Source organism: Pseudomonas sp. GW821-FHT07G06 (assembly GCF_058986625.1).
The window spans coordinates 279,689-303,897 of the sequence record NZ_JBYSVW010000004.1; the positions used below are offsets into that span (position 1 = coordinate 279,689).

A 24,209-nucleotide genomic window follows, 5' to 3' on the forward strand; every position below is an offset into this window, starting at 1 on the left:
CAGGTCGGGGGCATTATGAATACGACTTCATGCGTGGTAGTGGTCGGTTACAACGGCAATCGGGTTCACGACATCCAGAAATTGCGCGAGCTGTGCAAGTCGCTCTACAACGCCCGGCTCATCCTGCTGGTCGAGAAGATTCAGCCCCATGACGACCAGGTGGCCGATCACGTCTGCAGCACTTCGCTGGCCGAGAAAGACGTGGCGGCGTCCCTTGAGCTGGTGGTGGGGTGCCTGAATGCCGACAGCTGGAAGCTGATCGGCGTACTGCCGTTCTCCGATCGCGGCGTGCTGCTCGGTGCAGCGCTGGCCAGTCACTTCGGCCTGCCGGGCATTACCCCGGACGAAGCGCGGGCGGGCCTGGACAAGCAGATCTTTCGCCGGCTCGAAGCAACTGCCAGCACCTCCCCTGAAGAATACCGGCCGGTGTTTTCCGTGCGGGTCGAAAGCCTGCCGGAACTGCGCCAGCGCGTCGTCGAACTGGGCGGCAAGGCCTTCATCAAGCCAGCCTGCGAAGGGGCGAGCCGAGGCTGTCGCGTGATCCATCACCCTTCGGAGTGCGATGACGCCTGGCTCGCCCTCAAGCCCTACCGCGAAGGCGGCATCGTCCTTGAAGAACTGGTGCAGAACGCCCGCGAATACAGCTGGGACTCTGTGGCCGGCAGCACCTGGGTGACTGAAAAAACCACCACCGAAGGTGCCTACCGCGCAGAGATCCAGCAAGTCGTCCCCGCACCGCTGCCGGCTGAGGTCCAGGCACGCTTGATGGCAGCCGGTCGGCATATGGCGGGTCTGGTGTCCCTGGACAACGGTGCCTGGCACAACGAAGTGTTCCTGCGCCGCGACAACCTGACCAGCGCCGTGGAAACCAACATGCGTCCCGGCGGCATGCATATCTGGGACCTGGCCAAGCGCGCCTTCGTCGATTTCGATCCGTGGGAACGCTGGGTGCGCTGGGCGGTGGAAGGCAAGACCGAGCAGCATGAGCCAGTGGCTCGCGGCTACTGCGGCATTCGCCTGCTCCGGGCGCCGGCCGGCGGCATCCTGCGGGCAACGCCAGACATCGAGGTCCTGGCCCGCGCACTGCGCATCGACCTGGTGGAAGGGCAGTACGCCAAGCGTATCGGCGACTCGGTCAGCGCGCTGGTCAAAGACAACTTCTCATTCATCGGCCACATCGTATTGTTCAACGAACACTACGGGCAACTGAGCAACGACCTGTTGCGCCTGGCCGAGTCGATTGAGTCACGCATTGAGGTGACTAGCCTGGCACCGGCCACCCGCGCCGTGTGCTGAGCCCGCAAGCACCTGTTTTTTGCATTACCGATCAAGAGGGTTCGATCAATGATCCAGCACATGACCTGCGATGAACGCTTCATCGCCCTGGCCAAAGAGTTTGGCTATGACATCTACGGCGAAAACACCGCAGGCGGGCATTACGCGCCGCTGATCCGTCATCACGATGAGCTGTACATCAGCGGCCTGGTGCCACGCATGAACGGCAAGATCCATTACCCCGGCCGCGTCGGGCTGGACCTCAGCATGGCCGATGCGCAAGCGGCCGCCAGCATCAGTGCGATGCGCGGGCTGGCGTTGATCGTCGATGCCATCGGTTCGCTGGACAAGATCAAGTCATTGATCCGGGTAACGGTCTATGTGAAGTCCACGGCGGATTTTGTCGACTTGAGCGAAGTGGCCAACGGCGCCTCGGATGTGTTCAGCCACGTGTTGGGTGATGCCGGTAAACATACGCGCACTACAGTCGGTGTTTATCAATTACCCAAGAATGCCGCGATAGAAGTGGACATGATTGCTGCCTTGCGCCCATCGGTTTTGTAAATTATTTCCAGACTTTACAGCGCTGAACCTATAACTTAAGGTTTAGCGCTAAAGTGTGGGAAATAAAAAGAAAGGACGTGCGAATGGATAACTTTCAAGGTGCGTTTTTTTCATATAAAGACTTTCGTCAGAGCCTGCATCATCGACAGCAAAGTGCCAAGGTGTGGAAAGGCACCGAACTGGCGGGTATGCGTCAGACCCTTGAGGCCCGCGACGTGGATATTGTCGCCTTGGCTCACGACAAGAGCATTGACGGCTGTGCAGTGACGCCCGGGATGGCGATCGCCATGCAATGGCTGAACCCCGGTGTGACGCTCAACGGTCATGCCCATTCCTGGTGGCATCTGTTCGTTATCCAGTGTGGCAGCGGCGTGCTGACCCTAGGCGATGCCGATGCGGTCGACGTCAACAGCGGCGACGTGCTGCTGGTGCCGGCCTGGACCCGGCATGGCTTCGTCAACACCAGCAAACACGAGCCTCTGGCGATGCTGAACATGAGCAACATGCCACAAATGGCACTGCTCTCGAACTTTGCCGACAGCCATGGCCTGATCACCACCCAGCCGTAATTTCCCAACGCATCAACCCAGGGAGCCAACCTTCGTTGGCTCCCTTTTTTTGTTTTACAGGCCTGCCCCTGTATTCCCGTTTGCAGCGCTTTTGGCTGCGTGTCTGCCGGTAGAAAACAACTTTCTGTATCGATTGAAACGGACAAATTCTGTATCTATTCAGCCTTCATTCAACTAACTACGATCACTTCCAATGCACGTTAATCCCTGCAGTCAGTGAATGGAGTGCTCTATGGAAAACAGGAAGCTCAAACTGTGTGTCGGCGCCGATCATGTCAGTGCTTTTGCGATGTCGGCATTTGTCGCGCTCAAGGAAAAGCAACTTTCATTTGAACTTGTCACGGTTGATCTGAAATCACGCGAAAACTATAGGGCGAGTTATCGTAATCTTTCGCTGACCTGCAAGATTCCAACCTTAGTTCACGACGATTTTGCCTTGTCGGAATCCTCGGCGATTGCCGAGTACCTCGATGAACTCTGCCCGGGGCATAAAAAACTCTATCCGCAGGGCCTCCAGCAGCGCGCCCGCGCCCGTCAATTGCAGGCCTGGTTGCGCAGCGACTTGCTGGTGGTGCGCAAGGAACGCCCGTTTGACCTGGTGTACTTCGGCAAGAAAAACACCGCGCTGTCCGACGAGGCCCAAGCCGCCGTCGAGCGCCTGTTGTTCGTCGCCGACCATTTGCTGGAGGAGGGCGCCGAGCATCTGTTCGGGGACTGGAGCATTGCCGACACCGACCTGGCAATCATGCTCAACCGCCTGGTTGCCAACGGCGACCCGGTGCCTGCACGGCTCCAGGCCTATGTGCGTCGCCAGTGGGACCGCGACAGCGTTCGGGCGTGGATGGACATAGAGCGCAAAGCGCCGGCCATCGCCTAACAACACTCAGGGCAACCACCAGGAGCGCGGCCATGCAAGGACTGTCGGAGCACGAACGCTACAAACCCTATAACTCACGCACCATCCGCGACACACCTTACTGGGACAAGCTGACGCCGGCGTTGCAGGAGGCCATGACCGTGGTGGCCCGGGTCATGCCGTTTCGCACCAACGAATACGTGCTGGGCACGCTGATCGACTGGCACAACATTCCGGACGATCCTATTTTTCGCATGACCTTCCCCCACAAGGACATGTTGCTGCCAGAGGAATATGCCTCGCTCAAGCAACTGATCGAACTGGATGACAGCGCGGCGATCAAGCGCCGGATCGAGGCGATCTGGCTGCGCATGAACCCGCATCCGGCCGGACAGTTGACCCACAACGGTGTCACGCTCAACGGCAAAGTCCTCCCGGGCATCCAGCACAAGTACCGCGAGACCGTGCTGTTTTTCCCCGGCGCCGGTCAGACCTGTCACGCGTACTGCACCTTCTGTTTCCGCTGGGCGCAGTTCATCGGCGAGGAAGAACTCAAGTTCAACGCTCGAGAGTCCCAGGAGCTGGTCAGTTACCTGCGGGTGCATACCGAAGTCACGGATGTGCTGATTACCGGCGGCGACCCGATGATCATGAACACCCGCTCGCTGGCCGGTTACATCGAGCCGCTGCTGCAATTGCCACACCTCAAGAGCATCCGCATCGGCACCAAATCGGTGGCGTACTGGCCGCAGCGTTTTGTCAGCGACAAGGATGCGCCCGAGCTGCTGGAACTGTTCCGGCGCATCGTCGCAGCGGGTAAAAACCTGTCGATCATGGGCCACTACAACCACCCGGTGGAGATCCGCCAGGCCATTGCCCGCCAGGCGATCGAGCGCATCCGCTCGACGGGCGCGACGCTGCGCATGCAGGCGCCGGTGATCCGCCACATCAACGAAAATCCCGCCGATTGGGCCGCGCTGTGGACCGAAGGCGTACGGCTCGGGGCCGTGCCTTATTACATGTTCGTCGAGCGTGACACCGGCCCCAGCCACTACTTCGCGATGCCGCTGGCCCGGGCCTTCGAGATCTTCCAGGCGGCGTACCGCACGGTGTCGGGGCTTGCGCGAACGGTGCGCGGGCCGTCCATGAGCACCTTCTACGGCAAGGTGTTGATCAACGGTATCGAGACAGTTGCGGGGGAAAAAGTCTTCGTCTTGCAGTTCCTCCAGGCACGCAATCCGCAATGGGTGTTGCGCACGTTCTACGCGCGCTTCGATCCGCAGGTGACCTGGTTCGACGACTTGCAACCGGCCTTCGGCGAGCGTTCGTTCTTCTTTCAGACCGAGCTCGCCGCCGTGCCGGAATTGATACCGGTGTTGCTGGAAACGGCGTAGGAACATTCATGAACAATGGGGAGATATGGATATGAGCGGTATCCCGTTTGATCAGCGCGAGGGTGTCATCTGGCTCGACGGCGAGTTCGTCGAGTGGTCCCGGGCGCAGTTGCATGTGCTGACCCACGGCCTGCATTACGCGAGCACCGTGTATGAAGGTGAGCGGGTCTACAACGGCAAGATATTCAAGCTGCGCGAGCACAGCGAGCGGCTGTACCGCTCGGCGCACCTGATGGACTTTGCCATCCCCTATGAGTTGGCCGAACTGGAAGCGGCGAGCCATGAACTGCTGCAACGCAACAAGGTGGTCGAGGGTTATCTGCGCCCGGTGGCCTGGCGCGGCAGTGAAATGATCTCCACCTCGGCGCGCTTCAACCGTGTGCACGTGGCCATCGCCTGCTGGCAGTGGCCGAGCTATTTCGACCCGGCGGCGCGCATGGCCGGCATCCGCTTGAAAACCGCGAGCTGGCGCCGTCCGCCACCCTGCAGCAGCCCGTTCGAGGCCAAGGCTTCCGGGCATTACCAGATCGCCACGCTGAGCAAGCACGACGCCGAGAACACGGGTTACCACGATGCGCTGATGCTCGACTGGCGCGGCCACGTCGCCGAAGCCACCAGCGCCAATGTGTTTTTCGTCAAGGGCCGGACGCTGCACACCCCGCTGCCGGATTGTTTCCTCAACGGCATCACCCGGCAAACCGTGATCGAACTGGCCAGGGCGCTGGATTATCAGGTGGTCGAACGGACGATTCTGCCTACGGAACTCGGCGACTTCGATGAATGCTTTCTCACCGGCACCGCCGCCGAAATCACCCCGGTGCAGAGCATCGACGAGCAGCGCTACCGACCGGGCGATGCCTGCCGTGACTTCATTGCCGCTTACACCTCAACCGTAAACGCCTGATCACCTGCCAGGAATCTCACCATGTCAGATCAAGGGATTGTTGCGTCTCAACCTTACATTTCGCTCGGCCATCGTCATGAAGAGCTGTCGACGCTGGGCTGGACTGTGCTGACCCCGGAAGAATTTGCCGATGATGTCGTAGGCACCTTGCATGAGTTCGGTCCGATCATTCCGCAGTTCAACGGCCAGATGGCCTTTGCCATCACTCGCAAGCCAGGTTACGAAGACTTGCCATATTCCCAGAGCATGAACGGCATTGGCCCGCACACCGAGGCGCCCGTGTACGGGCCGCCGCCGCGTTATCTGGCGTTGCATTGCCATAAGCAGGCCACGTGCGGGGGCGGGCACACCGGTTTGGTGGACGGCTACGAATTTCTCCGCGTCCTCGAACGCAGCGAGCCGCAACTGCGCGCATGGCTCGATGACACGCCGGTAGAATTTGTCGCCACCGCCAAACCGGGCGAACCGGACCAGCGGCGGGTCAAGGAGTACATCCTCACGCCTACGGAGGACGGGGATATTTTCCGTTTCAGCTACAACCAGTTTCACTACGGCGATGTAAATCCGTCCAGGGACGCCCTGCAGCAATCCCTGGTCGCCAACAGCACCTCGCCGCTGGCCAGGTTTGCCGCGCTCGGCGAAGCGTACTTCGTCGAGCACAACATTCCGGTGCTGATTCCCGACGGATGCCTGCTGATTTGGGACAACTGGCGGATGATTCACGCCCGCAGTCGTTACACTGATCCGGCGCGCAACCTGACCCGCTATTGGCTGGCCTGATTTTTCCGGCGCCCTTCATTCTTTTGGCGTACCCCTTGGCGGGTACGCGTCTTACAGGTATCGCGTCATGCAAACAGCAATCGAGATCGCCCAGGTCGATCATCAACTGATCGTGCGGCTCAACCAGGCCTGGACCAGGCGCGCCTCCGTTTGTGCGCCGGACAGGGCCCAGATCATTGAAGCGTTCGACCCGCTGCGCCCGGATTACCCGGAGTGCATGGTGCCGTTTTTCCATCACCCGACATTCCAGGCCTTGAGTGACGAGCTCAAAAGCAGCGTGGTGACCTGGGGCTGGATCGGCTACAACCTGCGCACCGTCACCGCCGAAGAACACATTGTCAATCCGGCCCTCAGCGTCATTGCCAATCAGTACCTGGGCAAGGACGACTGGCATTTTCGCGAGGCCATGCAACAGACCCTGATCGACGAGCACTACCACACGCTGATGCACCTGCGCGCCATCGAACGGACCAGGCTGGAGCGGGCGCTGGATCAGGATCTGGATCTGCCGCCGTCCGTCACTTACCTGCGCCTGAAGGCCTTGCAGGCAGAGCTGAGCGAGCAATGGCAGCGGGATCTGGCGGCAATCACCTTTGCGGTAGTGGCCGAGATTAGCGTCAACGCCTATCTGGACCTGCTGGCGGATGACCAGACCATCCAGCCGCAGAACCGCCAGGTGGCCGAGCAGCACAACCGCGACGAATACGCTCACAGCAAGGTGCTGGCTGAAGTGGCGAAGGTCATGTACGCCAATATGCAGCCGACCCAGCGGGAATTTTTCGCACGTAACCTGTCGGTGGCGCTGAGTGCCTTTATCGCTCAGGACTACTCGATGTGGGAGGCGATTCTGACGCAGCTCGGGGTCGAGGAGGCGGCGTTGATCATTGCCGACACCCGCGAAAGCAACAGGAGCGCGACCATCATGCGCGACTACAGCGGCCTGCATAAACTGGCACAGGACCTGGGCATCAGCGAGCAGATCGATTTCGACTTCCGTCCGACCCTCAAAACCACGGCGGCCGCCTGAGCCCGGAGGTGTCCATGTCCACGCCTGTGTACGAAGTGTTCGCCATCCGTGTCGGCGCAAACGCCCAGCGCACCGCCAGGGAGAATTTTCTCTACGACGCCTGTTGCGGTGATCCGAATGCGCCGATGCCGCTGGATTATTACTTCTGGGTCATCCGCAACGAGCAGCAGGTGATCGTGGTCGACACCTGTTTCCAACCGGCCACGGCGGACCGGCGCAATCGCCAGATGTACCGCCTGCCGGAGGAATCCCTGCGGCAGCTGGACATCGATCCGGCCCGGGTCGAACACCTGATCCTGACCCATTTGCATTGGGACCATGCCGGCAACCTCGGGCTATTCCCGAAGGCGACCGTGCATTTGCAGGAAGCGGAACTGCGTTTTTGCACCGGGCCGAAAATGTCCCATCGCACGGTGAACAAAACCTACGAAGTCGAGGACGTGATGTCGGCGCTGCCGCCGCTGTTCGAAGGGCGGATGCGTCTGCACGGTGGAGTCGTCGAGGTGCTTCCCGGTGTGACCTTGCATCCGGTGGGCGGGCATACGCCCGGCAGCCAGGTGGTGCGGGTGAATACTGAGCGCGGCTGGATTGTACTGGCCTCGGATGCCGCGCACCTGTGGGTCAACATTCGTGAGCGCAGTCCGTTTCCGATCCTCGATGACCTGGCGCAAACCCTCGAAGCCTTCACCGAGATCGACCGCCTGGCCGATGGCCAGGACCACGTCATCCCCGGCCACGACCCGCTGATCGCCGAGCGTTTCCCGCACTGGAATGACGACCCGCATATCATTTGCCTGCACCAACCCCCCCGGTAAATCCCGCACCCCCTGTAGGAGCTGCCGAAGGCTGCGATCTTTTGATTTTCAAGATCAAAAGATCGCAGCCTTCGGCAGCTCCTACAGGGGGGGGATTGTGGTTAGTACTGGTTTTTTAGAATGTTGCCCAAGGTCGCCAAGGCCTCATCGATCCGTGGCGAATACGGCGCGCCGCAGCCAATGCGCACAAAGTGATCGAAACGTTCGGTGTTGGAAAAGATATCCCCAGGGGAAATCTGGATGCCGACCTTCAGCGCTTCGTGAAAAAACGCCATGGATGAATGCCGGCGAGGCAATTCCACCCATAACAACGTACCGCCTTGCGGATGAGTCACGCTGGTGCCGATGGGAAAATAGCGGGCGATCGCCGTGCTCATCTGCTCGCGTTGTACGGTCAGGGTTTTCCTCAACCGTCGCAGGTAACGTTCATAAGACGGTGTGCGCATGAATTCGCTGACCGCCAGTTGCGATATCAGCTCGCACCCCCGCGACTGCGTGTGTTTGAGCATCTCCACACGGTCGTGCCATTTCCCGGCGCTGATCCAGCCCAGGCGCATGCCGGGTGCCAGGGTTTTGTTCAGCGAGGCGCAATAGATCACATTGTCGGTGCGGTCCCAATGTTTGAGCGTGGACAGCGGCTGCTCGGTGTCCACCAGGTCGCCGTAGGTGTCGTCCTCGATCAGCACGGTGTCGTATTCGGCGCACAGTTTCACCAGCCGTGCCTTGTTGGCGTCGGGCATGATGCTGCCCAGCGGGTTTTGCAGGTTGGGAATGACGATCAACGCCTTGATCTGTTCGGGGCCCTGCAGCAGCAGCTCCAGGGCCGCCAGATTGAGCCCGGTGTGGGCCGAGGCCGGGACTTCCAGTACCCGCAGGCTCAGGCTTTCGAGAATTTGCAGCAGACCGTAGAAGGTCGGCGACTCCACGGCCACGGTGTCGCCGGGACGGGTGACCGCACGCAAGGCCAGGTTGATCGCTTCGGTGGCGCCGTTGGTGATCACGATCCGTTCGGGGGCCAGGTGGGTCTTGCTGGCCAGCGCCCGCCGCGCCAGGAGGTGGCGCAATGCACTGTTGCCGCAGGTCGAGCCCGCGGCGCCGAGCAGGCAGGTGTCGTAGCGCAGTGACTTGATCATGTTGTCTTGCAGGGTCTTCAGCGGATAAAGCTCCGGCGCGCAGTAGGCGCTGGCGAAATTGACCTTGATCGTTGCGCGCTGACTGGCCTTGAGCACCGTCGAGACCTGTTGATGAATGCCGACATAGGCGCTGGTATCCAGCGCTGGCGCGGAGGCAACCGGGGCGGGCCTGGGCAAGGTGTCGGGCTGGCGAATGTAGTTGCCGGAACGCGGTCGGGCTTCCAGCACGCCGCAGTCTTCCAGTTCCCGGCACACCTGCACTGCGGTCGAGAGGCTGACGGCGTGTTTTTCCATCATCAGGCGGATCGAGGGCAAGCGCTCACCGGTTTTCAAGATGCCGCTGCGGATAGCGTCCAGATAGTGATTGGCCAATTGGCGATACAAAGGGGTCGTGTTCATGATGACCTCAGCAGTTGCACCACCGAGGTCTGGGCTGGAAAGTGAGTTGACGCTCCCCGCAGGCGGACCCGTGGTGCTCATGGGTGAAGGGAAGTGTTGTTCTGCGTCGATACTGGAAGAGTAATCGCGGTTTTGCCCGAATCACGGGCAATAAAAAGCCCTGCGCTAGGGCAGGGCTCTTATTTGAGTCAGTGAGTGACCTGTGGCGAGGGAGCTTGCTCCCGTTCGACGGCGAAGCCGTCGTAAACTCGGTGAATGCGGTGCGCCTGAAAAGATGTGATGACAGGTTTTGGGGCTGCTTCGCAGCCCAGCGCGAGCAAGCTCGCTCGCCACAGGCAAGCCCCCTCTACACACCTGCAAGTATTACTGCGCAGCGATGCTGTACCCATCGAACGCCGTCTGCTGTTGCAGGGCGGTGATGATGTTCTTGCGGTTGACCGCTTGCTCGGCGCCGCTGTTGTCCAGGAACGTCTCGCTTTCCAGTTCCGCCTCTTCGCCTTCGCCAACGAAGGTGAAACCGAGGAACTCCAGGGCTTCACGGTCGACGCTGAGGCGCGAGCGCGGGGTGCGCAGCGGCAGGGTGACGCTGATGCCGTCCTTGCTGATGGTGAACACTTCGACTTCTTTCTTGGCCTTGGCGGCCTTGCTCTTGCCGCCGCTCGGGTTGCTGATGGCCTGGTGCGTCTGGTTCAGCACCTTCAGGGCCAGGCCGTAGACGATTTCCTGGAACGCCGGGTCGTCCTTGAAGCTGGAGAGGATGCGGCTGATCGGGAACTTGCTGCTCAGGTCTTCCAGCGCGGCGATGTCGGCGGCTTCGGCGTCCTTGAGTTGCTTGAGCTGGCCCATCAGTTCATAGGCCTTGTCGTCGTCGAAACTGTCGTGGGCCTGCCGAATGGCGGCGCGCAGTTCGCGGATCTGGTCACTTTCGCGGGTGGACTGGAACGCGTCCAGCACCATCTCGCTGATGGTTTTCGCCTGGGGTACGTGTTGTGAAAGATTGATGGAGTTTTCGTATTCCGCTTTGGACGACAAGGTGACTACGGATTCAGCGGTGTTGGAATCGGACATTGAAATTTCACTACTTTTTTCAGCTTGAATAGGGGCGAGAAAGCCCGGCGGCTTTTTCAGGCCGCCTAATCTATTGGACCGGGACCGCGTTGTCACGGCCCAATAGACGAAGCCCCTGTAGGAGCTGCCGCAGGCTGCGATCTTTTGATCTTGTTTTTTTCAGATCAAAAGATCGCAGCCTGCGGCAGCTCCTACAGGGGCGCGTATTCAGTTACGGATGCAGGAGTTTCTGCGCCCGTTTATCCGCCAGATGCTGAACCACCAGCCGTCCGATCAACACCAGCAACGTCAGCGAGATCAGCAACACCGAGATTGCCGCGACGCTCGGGTCGACGTTATCGCGCAAGCCGCTCCAGATGCGCTTGGGCAGGGTGTCGACGTTGACGCTGGTGATGAACAGCGTCACCGCCACTTCTTCCCAGGACAGGGCAAACCCCAACAACGCGGTGGAGGCCAGACCCAGTTTCAGGTTCGGCAGGATCACCATGAACGTGGTCTGCATCAGGCTGGCGCCAAGGTTGCGCGAGGCCAGTTCGATGCGCCGGTCGATCTGGCTGAGGGCTACCAGCATGGTCACTACGCCGTACGGCACCACCATGATCACGTGGGCAATCACCACGCCGGTCAGGGTGTCGTAGCCCATGCCGGGGGCGAAGCGACCGAGCTTGGTCTCCATGAAGTACAGCACCAGCGCGGAAATCACCGGCGGGATCGCCATCGGCAACAGCACCAGGCCGATCAGGGCCGTGGCCCATTTCGAGCGCATGTACCAGATGCCGAGGCTGAAACTCGCGGCCAGCAAGGTGGCGATGACGCTGGTGGCGAAGGCGATGGTCAGGCTCTGGCTGATGGCGTGGGCCCAGTCCGGGTTGCTCACCAGTGCTTCGTAGTGGCGCAGCGACCAGTTGCCTTCGGGCATCGACAGGAAGCGCTTGCTGGTGAACGACACCGGAATGACCGTCAGCAGCGGGAACAGCATGAAGGCCATGGCGACCACGGCCAACAGCCGCGTACTCAGGCTTGTGCGATGGGTATTCATAGTGATCTCAGCCTACCAGTCGGTTGACGCGGGTCATTTTCAACAGCACCCAGATCAGCGCGCTGACCAGGGCCAGCAACACCACGCTCAGTGCCGCGCCCAGGCCCCAGTTGCTGGTCTGGAACATTTGCAGGAACACGTACTCGGCGATCATCACCGTTTGCCCGCCACCCAACAGCACCGGGGTGATGAAGAAGCCCAGGCAGAACACGAAAACCATGATGAACGCGCCCAGAATGCCCGGCAGGGTCTGCGGCAGCAGCACTTGCCAGAAGGTGCGCAAGGCACCGGCCCCGAGGCCGCGCGAGGCCATGAGCACACGCTGGTCGAGTTGACGCATGGTCGACAGCAGCGGGAACACCGCGTACGGGATCATCACGTGGAGCATGCCGATGACCACGCCTATCTCATTGCGGCTCAGTTGCAGCGGCTGGTCGATCAGCCCCATGCCCATCAGGCCGTTGTTGAGCACGCCGTTGCTGCGCAGGGCAATCAACCAGCCGAAAGCCCGCACCAGCACGGAAATCCAGAACGGAATGAAGATGCAGATCTCCACCACGCGCTGCCAGAACGGCGGGCTGAACACCCAGCAGTAGGCCAGCAGGTAACCGATCATCAAGGCCAGGCCACTGACGGTCAGGCACAGACGCAAGGTGCGCCAGAGCATTTCGTGGATCGCCGGGTCCGTGGCGATGCGCTGGTACTGCTCGATGCCCGGCGTCGGCAGCGAGAAGCTCCAGCCGACCACGCCGAGGAACGGCAGCACGTAGAAGACCAGCAGCAACACCGGCAGCGGAAACAGCAGCAGGCCGCGCTCCAGGCCCGGCGAGCTGAAGCGGGGCTTGGGGGCGGTCAGGGTCGAGGTCAGGGTGGTGGTCATGGTCTCAGGCTCACTTGGACAGCCGCGTCAGGTACTCTTCCAGGGCTTTGGAGTAGTTGTCGGCGTACCACTGGGCGTTGAGAGCGATCTGCTTTTTCAGGTTTTCTTCAGAGGCGCAGTTGGCTTCGAGTTGCTTGGCCGACATCAGCTTCTCCGTGGCGCTGTTGGAAGGCCCGTTGCCCAGCAGTTCGAACAGCTTGAGCTGGCCTTCAGGCTGCAAGGCTTGCTGGATGAACTGCATGGTCGGTTGAGTGCCGCCCGGGTTGCCGTTCAATACCGCCCAACTGCTGGAGTTGATGAAGCCGTTGTCGAAGCTCCAGCGCACGCGATTGTCGGTGTCTTCGCTGAGCAGCTTGGCGCGGGTGTGCCAGATCGCACCCACCGACACTTCGCCGTCGACCATCAATTGCTGGCTCTCGGCCCCCGAACTCCAGAACGACAGGACGTGAGGCTTGATCTCGTCGATCTTCTTCAGGGCCCGTGGCACGTCCAGCGGGTACAGCTGGTCAGCCGGAACGCCGTCGGCGAGCAACGCCGCTTCGAGCATGCCGTTCATCCACTTGTACAGCGTGCGCTTGCCGGGGAATTTCTTCACGTCCCAGAAATCGGCCCAGGTCTTGGGCCCGTTTTCACCGAATTTTTCGCTGTCCCAGGCCATCACGTAGCTGAACTGGTAGCTGGCGATGCCGAAGTCGGAGGAGAGCGCCGGGGCTACCTGATCGCGCTTGATGGTGTTGTAGTCCAGTGGCTGCAGGATCTTTTCCCGGCCCAGCACGATGGCGCTGTAGCTCTCGACGTCGACCACGTCCCAGCTCGGTTGGCCGCTTGCCAGCTGCGAACGGATTGCCCCTTCGGTCGGGCCGGCACCGTCGATGCGCACCTGGATGCCGGTGTTCTTGGTGAAGGTGTCGGTCCATGCCGAACGGAATGCGTTCAGGGCGTCGCCACCCCAGTTGACCACCACCAGCGGCTTGTCCGCCGACCAGCTGATGCCGCTGCGCAGCGCCAATGGCACCGCGGCCAGCAGGCCCATGGCCTGAATGAAGGTGCGGCGGTTGATCTGACCGTCGCGGGCCTTGTCGATAAGCACTTCGATGCAGTCTTGTTGGTGATCCTGGCGCATGGGCAAGTCCTCAGTCGGCAGGTGCCTGCGTGGGCACCGGCCTTTTTGTTGTCATTGGAAGAGAGCTTTGTGACGCAGTTTTTTGGGGGTTCAGGCCTGAAGCAGGAAGCTTTGCTGCACCGGCCAGCTCAGCCACACCGGCGCGCCGCTGGGCATCGACGCGCCCGGGTGATTGCCGGGTACGGACAGGTTGATCGGCAGCGTGTCGCCGCCGACCTTGAGTGACAGGTGGGTGCTGGAGCCTTGATAGACCTTGTCGGTGAGTTGCGCGGGCATCACGTTGTAGCCGTCCCGGGTCGGGCACTCACTGTGCAATTCCATGTGCTCCGGGCGTACGGCCAGCACGATCGGTGCCGCACTCAGTGCGTTCGGCGCCTGGGCATGCAATACGCTGGTGCCGCAGCGGCCGCTGGCGTTCTGGCCGTTGCGGGTCAGGTTGTCCAGCGGGAACAGGTTCATCTTGCCCAGGAACTCGGCGACGAAACGGCTCTCGGGGCGGTTGTAGATATTTTCCGGGGTGTCGACCTGGGTCAGCTTGCCGTGGTTGAAGATCGCGATGCGCGAGGACAGCGCCAACGCTTCGTTCTGGTCGTGGGTGACGAACACGAAACTGGTGCCGACCTGACGGTGGATGCGTTGCAGCTCGGTTTGCAGTTGTTCGCGCAGGTTCTTGTCCAGTGCCGACAGTGGCTCGTCGAGCAGCAGCAGTTCCGGCTCGAACACCAGCGCCCGGGCAATCGCCACGCGCTGCTGCTGACCACCGGACATCTCGGCGGGCTTCTTGTGCATATGCGCACTGAGGCCGACCACTTCGAGGATGTGCTTGACCCGACGATTACGTTCTTCAACGGGGACTTTGCGGATGCGCAGCGGGTAGGCCACGTTGTCGGCCACGCTCATGTGCGGGAACAGCGCATAACCCTGGAACACCATGCCGTAGTTCCGCTTCTCGGCGGAGCGCCGGATGATGTCGACGCCTTGCTCCATCAGCTTGCCCGAGGTCGGGCTGAGGAAGCCGGCCAGAATCATCAGCAAGGTGGTTTTGCCCGAGCCGGACGGACCCAGCAGGGTAAGAAATTCACCTTGGCGAACGTCGAGATCGACGTTATCCAGCGCCGCGAAACGGCCGTAATACTGGCTGATACCTTGAGCGCTGAGCTGGATCGCTGAACGGCTGGACACAATGAGGTTCCTCTTTTTATTGCCCATAAGACGTACGAGGACGGATGCGAATCCGAAATGGGCTTTGGGCTTATTATTGTTAAAAATATCGCTACATCAATGGAATTATTTTGCTCGTATTGGTTAGTTTTATTGAACAAATAAGCTGCGTATTCCGCATCGGTCAGAGGCCCCGCAATAGAGCTTCTACCCTGTGGGAGCGAGCTTGCTCGCGATAGCGAATTATCAGGCGACATCAAAGGTGACTGTGGTGGCCTCATCGCGAGCAAGCTCGCTCCCACAGGGGAATTCAGTGAGCTTTTACAGGGTGTCCTGCCAGGTCTGGCGGGATGATTGCAGCTGGGTCTTGACCCAGTTGCTGAAGGCCTGGACCACGGCGCGGTCGGCCTTTTGCGGGTCTGCCGCCAGGTAGTAGCCACGGTGCAAATCGATGGTGATGTCGAACGGGCGCACCAGCAAACCCTTGGATAACGCATCACCGCTGATCAGGTTGTCACCGATGGCGATGCCCTGGCCGGCAATGCACGCGGATTGGGCGCAGTGCGCATCGGAGAACAGGATGCCGCTCGTCGCATTGACCCCGGAAGCCCCCGCGGCGGTCAGCCACACGCGCCAGTCCGAGTAGTCGGTCATGTGCAGCAAGGGGTAGCTGCTCAGTTCCTGCGGGCTTTTCAGGCCGCCCAAGGCGTTGATCAGCCGCGGGCTGCACACCGGGAAGAAGCGCAAAGCCACAATCTCTTCAACATTCATTTCCGGCCAGTCGCCAATCCCGTAGGCGATGAACAGGTCGACGTTGTGGTTGTTGGTGTCGTCCGGCGTGCGCGGGGAAACCAGTTGCAACTGCACTTGCGGGTACTGCCGCAAAAAAGCACCGATGTGGTGACACAACCAATAGGTGGCGAACCCCGGCGCGCAACTGACGCATAGCCGCCCGGAGATTTCCTGGTCGTCGACCAACTGTCCGGCGTCGAGCAGGTTCAACAGAATCCCGTGCACTTCCCGCGCATAGCGTTCGCCCTGATACGTCAGGCCGATGCCTCGGCCAATGCGCTCGGTCAGGGCGAAACCGACGCACTCCTCAAGCTTGCTGATCTGGTGGCTGATGGCACTGCGAGTCAGGTTCAGTTCACGGGCCGCGACCGACACGCTGCCCAGACGGGCAACCGCATCCAGCGCACGAAGGGCTGTCATCGAAGGAAAACGCATAAATCATCCCGTTGAAAGTTGAGAAACAGGCAAACGCTGAACCCCTGTGGCGAGGGAGCTTGCTCCCGCTGGGGCGCGCAGCGGCCCCCACCATTGCGGTCGCTGCGCAGCCGAGCGGGAGCAAGCTCCCTCGCCACAGCTCTCTTATATGGTGACGTAAATCGAACAGTCAGGCCAAAAAAAATCGATTGTTGTATCGGTTGATTCAACAATACTAGCCCCATTCGTCGTTGGGCCGAGCTGGCCCCTTATCCAAGAGGTGCTGCATGACCCGTTGTGCCGAGGCGCTCGTTCAGTTGCTGGAAGGCTATGGTGTTGAAACCGTCTTCGGCATTCCCGGCGTGCACACCGTCGAGTTGTATCGTGGCCTGCACGGCAGTCGCCTGAAGCACATCAGCCCGCGCCACGAGCAGGGCGCCGGGTTCATGGCCGACGGTTATGCCCGTGCCAGCGGTAAGCCCGGGGTGTGCTTCATCATCACCGGACCGGGCATGACCAACATCATCACCGCCATGGGCCAGGCCTATGCCGACTCGGTGCCGATGCTGGTGATTTCCACCTGCAACCGTCGCGAACACCTGCGCCTGGGCCATGGTCACCTGCATGAAATGCCGGATCAGCGCGCGCTGGTCGCCGGGGTCTGCGCCTTCAGCCATACGCTGCAACATCCGTCGCAATTGCCGGAAGTGCTGGCACGGGCCTTTGCCTTGTTTGGCTGTACGCGGCCGCGTCCGGTGCACATCGAGATTCCGCTGGATGTGCTGGAGATGTCTGCCGACGGGCTGGACCTGCGTGCGCGTTCATTGCCGGCCGCGCCGGTCCCGGCGCCGGAAGCCATCGATGACGCCGTGGCCCTGATCAACAACGCCAAGCGTCTGTTGATTCTCGCCGGTGGCGGTGCGCGCCGGGCCAGTGAGGCCCTGACCGCACTCGCCGAACGCCTGCAGGCCCCCGTGGCGCTGACCACCAACGCCCGCGGTTTACTGGCCCCCGAACATCCATTATTGCTCGACGGTGTGCAGTCCTCGACCCATGGTCGCGAACTGTTTGCCGAGGCCGACCTGGTGCTGGCCGTCGGCACAGAGCTGGGGGAAACCGACTACGACTTTTTCGGTCTTGGCCCTGTGCAGTTCAAGGCACCGCTGATTCGCCTGGACATCGATCCCATGCAAATACTCGGCGTACAAGCGGCCACGGTTGGCTTGCTGGGAGATGCCGGTCAAGGCTTGCTGTTGTTGCTCGATCGCCTGCCGCAGCGCCAGGCCGATCCAGCCTGGGCGGCTGAGCGAGTGAGCAAGGTCAACGCCCTCGAGCACGCCGGCTGGAGCGCCAGACAATCCCGTATGCAAGCGCTGCTCGATACGCTGCGCGATCACTTGCCGCAGCCACTGATCGTCGGCGATTCGACCCAACCGGTGTACCAGGGCGCCCTCGGCTACCGGGCGCCAACCCCCAACAGCTGGTTCAACGCCGGCAGCGGCTACGGCACCCTCGGCTACGGTTTGCCCGCCGCCATTGGCGCCAAGCTGGCCCAACCCTTGCGCCCGGTGGTGGCGTTGGTCGGCGATGGTGGCTTGCAGTTTTCCAGCGCCGAACTGATCGCCGCCAAAGAGGCCGGCGTCGGCGTGATCCTGCTGCTGTGGAACAACAGCAGCTATGCCGAAATCCGCGACTACATGAACGCCAAGGCGGTGCCGTTGCTGGGGGTGGACATCCTCACGCCGGACTTCGCCGCCCTCGCGCAAAGCTGCCACGTCAGCCATCACCGGGCACGCGACCTGGGCGGCTTGCGCGAGCTGCTGGGACAACTCGGCAGCAGCGATGAGCCGGTGATGATCGAGGTCGACGCCGCAATGTTTCTGGCTGACTAAAACAACAACAATTTTTTCAGGTCGCCGACACGCACAACGTCCGGCCGACCTTTCAATCTCCTGAACTCAAAGGTGGCTTACATGGCTGAGTCCGATAACTTTTCCTCTACCCATTCCGTGCAGGGGACCTACGCCGACCTGATCCTGGCCAACGGTCGCATCTACACCCAGGACCCGGCCAACCCGTGGGCCGAGGCCGTGGCCATCCGCGACGGCAAGTTGATCGCAGTCGCCGGCCTCGGCCAGATCGAGATGTTCAAGGGCCCGAACACCCGCGTGCACGACCTGCAAGGCGCATTTTGCATGCCGGGCCTGCACGACATGCACACGCACCCCGACCTCGCGCTGGCGCCGCGCTACGCCGATGACCTCGACGTCGGCATCGAAGACCCGACCCCGGAACAGTTGCGCGAAAGCATCCTCGCCTATGCCGACAGTCATCCTGGCGACGGCTGGATCTACGGCCAGTACTGGGTGCGCTACACCTTCCGCGAGGCCGGCCTGACCCCGGGCCGCGAGTGGCTCGACAGCGTCATGCCGGACCGCCCGGTGGCACTGCTCGACCGCATGTGGGGCACCATGATGGTCAACTCCAAGGCCCTGGAGCTGGCCGGCATCGACCGCCACACGTCCGACCCACGCAATGGCTATTTCGAGCGTGACGAGCTGAGCGGCGAACCCACCGGCCTGATGATCGACGGTGCCTACGCGATGATCCACGCCGCGATGCCACCGACACCGGTCAGCGTGCTGCGCCGCGCCTACCGCGATGGCGTGCACTTCCAGAGTTCGCGCGGCGTCACGGCGAGCAAATACGTGCACGTCTGCGAACAGCGTTTGCAGGCCCTCAAGGAACTCGACGACAGCGGCGAACTGACGGTGCGCATCGAAGCGGCGATCAGTTGGCAGGACGACATCTTCCCGGTGCGTCGTCGCTGGGAGCTGCTGGCCGGTGAGCGTCACTATTACCGCAGCGCGCGCCTGAGCGCCAACGCGGTGAAGTTCCACTTCGACGGCACCGTGGAGCCGAAGTCTTCGTACCTGCTGACCCCGTGGCCGCAGGAATCGAGCTGGCGCGGCAAGCTCAACCTGACCCCGGAACACATCACCGACATGGTGGTGGACATGGACCGCAAGGGCATCCGCGTGATCGCCCACTGCACCGGCGACGGCGCCTCCGACGTGTTCCTCGATGCCGTGGCCGAGGCCCGTCGTCGCAACGGTTTCAGCGGTGTACGCCACCAGTGCGCCCACAGCACCTTGCTGCACCCCGGCAACCTGCCGCGCTTCAAGGAACTGAATGTCATCGCCGAGTTTTCCCCGGCCGCCTGGTACCCGACGCCGTTCGCCAGCGGCGCACGTTCCGGATACGGCCAGGAACGCCTCAAGCGCATCTACGATTTCAAAGGCGTGCTCGCCGCCGGTGGCACTGCGGTGATGGGCACCGACTGGCCGGTGGCGTCCATCGACCCGTGGCTGGCGCTGGAAACCATGATCACCCGGCAGAACCCGTGGAACGACGACCCGGCCTGCTTCGGTGACCCGATCAGCCTCGAACAGGCGCTGACCGTGATCACCAGCAACGGTGCCGTGGCCATGGGCCTGGAGCACAGCACCGGCAGCCTGCAAGTGGGCAAGTCGGCGGACCTGATCGTCATCGACCGTGACCTGTTCGCTGCACCGGCACGCAACTACATCCACAAGACCCAGGTGCTGCTGACCTTCGTTGAAGGGCAACTGGTCTACGACCGCCACTCAACGCTGGAAACCGTCGGCCTCAAAGCCGTCTGGCAAGGCGAACCACCGGTGCTGGAGGGCAAGGCAGAATGACTTCCCCACGTATCGCCGTGACCGTGGTGTCGGGTTTTCTCGGTGCCGGTAAAACCACACTACTCAACCGCATGGTGCGCCGTGCCGAAGGCAGTCGGCTGGCGGTGATCGTCAACGATTTCGGCGAGCTGAACATTGATGCGGCCATCGTTTCCGAAGTCACCGACGCGGTGTACAGCCTGCAAAACGGCTGCATCTGCTGCACGGTGCAGGAAGACCTGCTGGCGCAACTCGCCAGCCTGGCGCAGCTTGAACCAAGGTTGGAGCGCATCGTCATCGAGTGCAGCGGTGTGTCCGACCCGCAGCGCATCGTGCAAACCCTGGCCTACCCGCAACTGCGCAGCCAGATGCAACTGGACATGGTCATCACCGTGGTCGACGCCACCCGCCATCTGCAACTCGACGGTGAATACGCGCGCCTGGCTCGGGCGCAGGTGGCCGCTGCCGACCTGCTGTTGCTGAACAAGACCGATCTGGTCGATGAGGCGCAGTTGCAGGCGTTGCGCGATGCACTGGGCGCCCGGACGCGTGTGCATGAAAGTGTGCAAGCCGAGTTGCCCGATGCGTTGTGGCTGGATACCGATCTGGACCTTGAGCCTCGGGCCCAGAAACCGCTGACCCGGGTGTCCGATGGCGATCACGGCGAGATGTTCAGCAGCTGGTTGTGGCAGAGCAACGCGGCCCTCGATGTCGAGTGCTTGCGTGGCTGGTTGAGGGCGCTGCCCAGCGATGTATTCCGGGTCAAAGGCCTGGTGCTGCTGACGCCGAGCAGCACGGCGCACTGGCTGCAACATGTCGGCACCCGCAGTCAGTTTCTGCCGGCACTGGATGACGCTCATACCAACGCCACACGCCTGGTATTCATCGCTCGCCGGGATTTCGATGGCTGGGAGGCATTGGGGCAAGGGCTGGAAGATTGCACTGTGAAAGAGGTTGCCGGGGTATGACATCGACAGAGCAACGTCTGCGTGAAGAGTTAGCGGCCTGCTACCGCCTGATTGCGCACTTTCGCATGACCGATTTGATCTTCACCCACATCTCGGTGCGCATTCCGGGGCCGGAGCATCACTTTCTGATCAACCCTTACGGGCTGATGTTCGACGAAATCACCGCGTCGAACCTGGTGAAGATCGACCTCGATGGCCACGCTGTGGAGCCATCGTCGTACCCGGTCAACCCGGCGGGTTTCGTGATTCACAGTGCGATCCATGGCGCTCGGGAAGACGCGCAGTGCGTGCTGCACACTCACACCAAATCCGGGTGCGCGGTGGCGGCGTTGAAGTGCGGGTTGTTGCCGGTGAACCAGATTTCCATGGAGTTCTACGGTCGCGTCGCTTATCACGATTATGAAGGCGTAGCGCTGGACTTGAGTGAGCAACAACGGCTGGTGGCGGACATGGGCGACAAGCCGGTGATGATGCTGCGCAACCATGGCTTGCTGACGGTGGGCGAGACGGTAGGGCAGGCGTTCATGCGTATGTATTACCTGGAAAAGGCTTGCGACATTCAATTGGCGGCGCAGGCTGCCGGTGAAGTTGTTCTACCGTCGCACGAGGTCTGCGCGCACACCGAGCGGCAGTTCAATGATCCGGGGCGGCCGTTGGATGAGGGCGAGTTGAACGATCCGGATGCCATGCAACTGGCGTGGGCGGCGTTGTTGCGAATGCTGGATCGTGTGGCGCCGGGGTATCGGGACTGATCGGAATCTCGGGTTGTTTGTGCCTGCCTCATCGCGAGCAAGCTCGCTCCCACAGGGTTAGTGGGTGTACGCAAAATCTGTGAACACCCGAAAACCCTGTGGGAGCGTGCTTGCTCGCGATGCAGGCACCTCGGTCTGTCAGGCCTGCCTCGGAGTATTGAGGTTCATCGACCGCACCGCCAACGCCGACGCTGTCTCTTCATCGATCGGCAACGAAAACCGAAAGGTCGCCCCCCGCCCCGGCACATCGATCAACTGAATCTCGCGCCCGTGTAATTGCAGGATGCGATGCACGATCCGCAGCCCCAGCCCGCCATCACGCCGTGCGCCGCCGATGTTGAACGGGCGCAGGAACAAACCTTCGCGCAGTTCCGGGGCAATGCCCGGGCCGGTGTCGCTGACCGTGACTTCGATGAATGACCCTTGCGGGCGCAGGCCCAGCTCGATGTCTCCACCTGGCGGTGTATGGCGCAGGGCATTGTCGAACAGGTTGGTCAGCACCCGCTCGATCAACCCGAGATCCGCGCAGGCCGCCGAGATGTTTGGCGCGAACGTGGCCTTGAGTTCGACCTGGCGCGCTTCGGCGGTGAGTTCGAATTTCTGGAAGATGTCCTGGGCCAGGTCGGTCAGGGAAAAACGCTCCAGCACCGGTTGCACGAAGCCGTGTTCCAGCCGCACCAGTTCCAGCAGCGACTGCGCCAGACCACCGACCTTGCGGCTCTGGTCCAGGGCGATGCCGAGGTAGCGACGGCGGTCGGCAGGGGAGAGCGTGGCGTCCTTGAGCGACAGGGTTTCCAGATAGCCGTGCAGCGAGGCCAGCGGCGTGCGCAAGTCGTGGGAGATGTTCGCCACCAGTTCGCGGCGCTCCTGGTCCTGGCGGGTCAACGAACGCCATTGTTCGCCCAGGCGGGCCTGCATCTGCCGGAACGCGGCATCGAGCACGGCGATTTCATCGTGGCTGGCGGCTTTTTCCACCGCGACGGGGAGGGCCGGCGTGACCGGTACGCCATCGATGTCGAACTGGCTCACGGTTTCGGTCAAGCGCCGCAACGGCCGGGTGATCAGGGCAAATGCGGTGAGGCCGGCAATCAGGCACAGCAATGCCACCAGGCCGATGGACAGCAGCGCTGTGTTGAGCGCCGCGCTGGTTGCACCGCGTTCGGCCAGGCGGTCGTGATCCTCACCGAGCAGCACCACGTAGAGATAGCCCACCGGCTTGCCATCCACCTTCAGCGGTGCTGCGCTGAACACCTTGCGCACATCGACGCTGCGCGGGTCGTCGCCGGGAATCGGCAGCGGATCGCCCCGCAGCAGGCGCTGGATCGGCGCGAGGTCGACCCGCTCCCGACGGATCCGGCCCTCGGGCGCGGCACTGCCGACAATCTTGCCCTCGGTGTCGAGCAGGTACACCTCGACACTGGGGTTGACCTGCATCAGCTTGCTGAACAAATCGCGCACGGCATTGGGCATCAGGCCCTGGGTGTCCATCAGCACCGTGTCGCTGGCGATGTGCTGCGCCAGGTCGCGGGACAAGCCTTGCACCACTTCCTGTTCATGCATCTGGTTGGAGCGCACCTGCATCCACGCCGACGTGCCGCAGCACACCAGCAGCAGCACGGCGAACACCAGGGACAGGCGTTGCGTCAGGGTCAGCCTCATGGCTGCGGCTCCTCCCCGGTGGCGAATTTGTAGCCGCGGCCCCACACAGTGAGGATGCGTACGGGCTGCGCCGGATCGGTCTCGATCTTGGCGCGCAGGCGGTTGATGTGGGTGTTGACCGTGTGCTCGTAGCCTTCGTGGCTGTAGCCCCACACGGCGTTGAGCAGGTCCATGCGCGAAAACACCTTGCCGGGTTGGCGGGCGAAGAAGTACAGCAAGTCGAACTCCCGGGGCGTGAGGTCCAGGCGACGTCCGTCGAGGGACACCTCGCGGGTGATCGGGTCGATCGCCAGGCCGTCGGTGAGCAGGCTGCCGGCGTCCATCTTCAGGTTGCGCGCCATGGCATCGACCCGGCGCAGCAACGCCTTGACCCGGGCCACCAGCTCGAGCATGGAAAAGGGCTTGGCCAGGTAGTCGTCGGCGCCCAGTTCGAGGCCGAGAATGCGGTGCACTTCGCTGGAGCGCGCGCTGGTGATGATGATCGGCGTGTAGCGCGCCATGGCCCGGGCGCGGCGGCAGATTTCCAGGCCGTCGACACCGGGCAGCATCAGGTCGAGGACCAGTGCATCCCAGTTGCCTTGCTGCAGCAGGCGCATGCCTTCATCGCCATCGGCGCTGTGCACCACCTCGAACTGCTCATCGCGAAGATGCAGGCAGATCAGGTCGGCGATGTGCTGGTCGTCCTCGACCACGAGGACGCGTTTGGTCTGTTCCATCCAGGTCAATCCTTCAGCGCATTGTGCGTAATGCCACTCACCGTAGGAGCTGCCGCAGGCTGCGATCTTTTGATCCTGTTTTTAAAGATCAAGATCAAAAGATCGCAGCCTGCGGCAGCTCCTACAGTGAAGTCAGTGAAGTCATTTAAGGGCATACCCATTGTGCGGGTTTTTCGGGGGCCGAGTTATCACGAATTGTTTAACTTCCCGTGAGGATTTG

General features: G+C 61.7%; 22 protein-coding genes. 13 read left to right on the plus strand and 9 right to left on the minus strand.

The annotated features are described in order from the left end of the window. The first annotated feature begins 15 nt into the window (after positions 1–15). The 9 genes from AC3WJW_RS10340 to AC3WJW_RS10380 all read left to right on the plus strand — a co-directional run bounded on the left by AC3WJW_RS10340 (position 16) and on the right by AC3WJW_RS10380 (position 8,184). Positions 16–1,296 (plus strand): ATP-grasp domain-containing protein, encoded by a 1,281-nt coding sequence (locus tag AC3WJW_RS10340; RefSeq protein WP_493725920.1) that lies wholly within the window; start codon positions 16–18, stop codon positions 1,294–1,296. Positions 1,297–1,344: 48 nt separating this feature from the next. Beyond that, the gene (locus tag AC3WJW_RS10345; RefSeq protein WP_046040191.1) at positions 1,345–1,839 is read left to right on the plus strand and encodes a RidA family protein; all 495 of its coding nucleotides are present in this window, start codon (positions 1,345–1,347) and stop codon (positions 1,837–1,839) included. Between the two features lie 83 nt (positions 1,840–1,922). Then, positions 1,923–2,408: a cupin domain-containing protein gene (locus AC3WJW_RS10350; RefSeq protein ID WP_493725921.1), complete on the plus strand. Its 486-nt coding sequence runs from the start codon at positions 1,923–1,925 to the stop codon at positions 2,406–2,408. 232 nt (positions 2,409–2,640) lie between these two features. After that, positions 2,641–3,285, plus strand: a complete 645-nt coding sequence (gene yfcF / locus AC3WJW_RS10355; RefSeq protein WP_493725922.1) for a glutathione transferase — start codon at positions 2,641–2,643, stop codon at positions 3,283–3,285. A 32-nt stretch (positions 3,286–3,317) separates the two neighbouring features. Beyond that, entirely contained in the window at positions 3,318–4,658 is a 1,341-nt protein-coding gene (locus AC3WJW_RS10360; protein ID WP_493725923.1) for a KamA family radical SAM protein, read from the plus strand. 31 nt (positions 4,659–4,689) lie between these two features. Continuing rightward, positions 4,690–5,562: a branched-chain amino acid aminotransferase gene (locus AC3WJW_RS10365; protein WP_493725924.1), complete on the plus strand. Its 873-nt coding sequence runs from the start codon at positions 4,690–4,692 to the stop codon at positions 5,560–5,562. A gap of 21 nt (positions 5,563–5,583) precedes the next feature. Further along, positions 5,584–6,342 carry a TauD/TfdA family dioxygenase gene (locus AC3WJW_RS10370; RefSeq protein WP_493725925.1) on the plus strand — a complete coding sequence of 253 codons (759 nt, stop codon included), beginning with the start codon at positions 5,584–5,586 and terminating at the stop codon, positions 6,340–6,342. A gap of 67 nt (positions 6,343–6,409) precedes the next feature. After that, the gene (locus AC3WJW_RS10375) at positions 6,410–7,369 is read left to right on the plus strand and encodes a diiron oxygenase (RefSeq protein WP_493725926.1); all 960 of its coding nucleotides are present in this window, start codon (positions 6,410–6,412) and stop codon (positions 7,367–7,369) included. Positions 7,370–7,383: 14 nt separating this feature from the next. Further along, a complete protein-coding gene (locus AC3WJW_RS10380; protein WP_493725927.1) occupies positions 7,384–8,184 on the plus strand; it encodes an N-acyl homoserine lactonase family protein in 801 nt (266 codons plus the stop codon). Positions 8,185–8,285: 101 nt separating this feature from the next. Here the strand turns inward: AC3WJW_RS10380 and AC3WJW_RS10385 are convergent, their stop codons facing one another. The 7 genes from AC3WJW_RS10385 to AC3WJW_RS10415 all read right to left on the minus strand — a co-directional run bounded on the left by AC3WJW_RS10385 (position 8,286) and on the right by AC3WJW_RS10415 (position 16,214). Further along, on the minus strand, positions 8,286–9,716 hold the full coding sequence (locus AC3WJW_RS10385) for an aminotransferase-like domain-containing protein (protein ID WP_493725928.1): 1,431 nt from the start codon (positions 9,714–9,716) through the stop codon (positions 8,286–8,288). A 363-nt stretch (positions 9,717–10,079) separates the two neighbouring features. After that, on the minus strand, positions 10,080–10,784 hold the full coding sequence (locus tag AC3WJW_RS10390; protein WP_493725929.1) for a hypothetical protein: 705 nt from the start codon (positions 10,782–10,784) through the stop codon (positions 10,080–10,082). Between the two features lie 211 nt (positions 10,785–10,995). After that, a complete protein-coding gene (locus AC3WJW_RS10395; RefSeq protein ID WP_493725930.1) occupies positions 10,996–11,823 on the minus strand; it encodes an ABC transporter permease in 828 nt (275 codons plus the stop codon). A 7-nt stretch (positions 11,824–11,830) separates the two neighbouring features. Next, positions 11,831–12,703 (minus strand): ABC transporter permease, encoded by an 873-nt coding sequence (locus AC3WJW_RS10400; protein WP_095965821.1) that lies wholly within the window; start codon positions 12,701–12,703, stop codon positions 11,831–11,833. A 10-nt stretch (positions 12,704–12,713) separates the two neighbouring features. Then, positions 12,714–13,826 carry an ABC transporter substrate-binding protein gene (locus tag AC3WJW_RS10405; RefSeq protein WP_218501122.1) on the minus strand — a complete coding sequence of 371 codons (1,113 nt, stop codon included), beginning with the start codon at positions 13,824–13,826 and terminating at the stop codon, positions 12,714–12,716. A gap of 90 nt (positions 13,827–13,916) precedes the next feature. Next, positions 13,917–15,008, minus strand: coding sequence for an ABC transporter ATP-binding protein (locus AC3WJW_RS10410; RefSeq protein WP_493725931.1), 1,092 nt, complete (start codon positions 15,006–15,008; stop codon positions 13,917–13,919). Positions 15,009–15,308: 300 nt separating this feature from the next. Then, positions 15,309–16,214, minus strand: a complete 906-nt coding sequence (locus tag AC3WJW_RS10415; RefSeq protein WP_493725932.1) for a LysR substrate-binding domain-containing protein — start codon at positions 16,212–16,214, stop codon at positions 15,309–15,311. A gap of 266 nt (positions 16,215–16,480) precedes the next feature. On the opposite strand from AC3WJW_RS10415, the gene AC3WJW_RS10420 reads away from it, so the two are divergent. The 4 genes from AC3WJW_RS10420 (at position 16,481) to AC3WJW_RS10435 (ending at position 21,614) form a co-directional block, all read left to right on the plus strand. After that, positions 16,481–18,085: a 5-guanidino-2-oxopentanoate decarboxylase gene (locus AC3WJW_RS10420; RefSeq protein ID WP_493725933.1), complete on the plus strand. Its 1,605-nt coding sequence runs from the start codon at positions 16,481–16,483 to the stop codon at positions 18,083–18,085. 81 nt (positions 18,086–18,166) lie between these two features. Next, a complete protein-coding gene (locus AC3WJW_RS10425) occupies positions 18,167–19,915 on the plus strand; it encodes an amidohydrolase (protein ID WP_493725934.1) in 1,749 nt (582 codons plus the stop codon). Continuing rightward, the gene (locus AC3WJW_RS10430) at positions 19,912–20,862 is read left to right on the plus strand and encodes a CobW family GTP-binding protein (RefSeq protein ID WP_493725935.1); all 951 of its coding nucleotides are present in this window, start codon (positions 19,912–19,914) and stop codon (positions 20,860–20,862) included. Before AC3WJW_RS10425 ends, AC3WJW_RS10430 begins: the two co-directional genes overlap by 4 nt. Beyond that, positions 20,859–21,614, plus strand: coding sequence for a class II aldolase/adducin family protein (locus tag AC3WJW_RS10435; RefSeq protein ID WP_493725936.1), 756 nt, complete (start codon positions 20,859–20,861; stop codon positions 21,612–21,614). Before AC3WJW_RS10430 ends, AC3WJW_RS10435 begins: the two co-directional genes overlap by 4 nt. 138 nt (positions 21,615–21,752) lie before the next feature. Here AC3WJW_RS10435 and AC3WJW_RS10440 read toward each other — a convergent pair whose 3' ends face one another. Beyond that, positions 21,753–23,273, minus strand: a complete 1,521-nt coding sequence (locus tag AC3WJW_RS10440) for a sensor histidine kinase (protein WP_493725937.1) — start codon at positions 23,271–23,273, stop codon at positions 21,753–21,755. Continuing rightward, positions 23,270–23,989 (minus strand): response regulator transcription factor, encoded by a 720-nt coding sequence (locus AC3WJW_RS10445; RefSeq protein WP_258684129.1) that lies wholly within the window; start codon positions 23,987–23,989, stop codon positions 23,270–23,272. Before AC3WJW_RS10445 ends, AC3WJW_RS10440 begins: the two co-directional genes overlap by 4 nt. Positions 23,990–24,209: the final 220 nt, after the last annotated feature.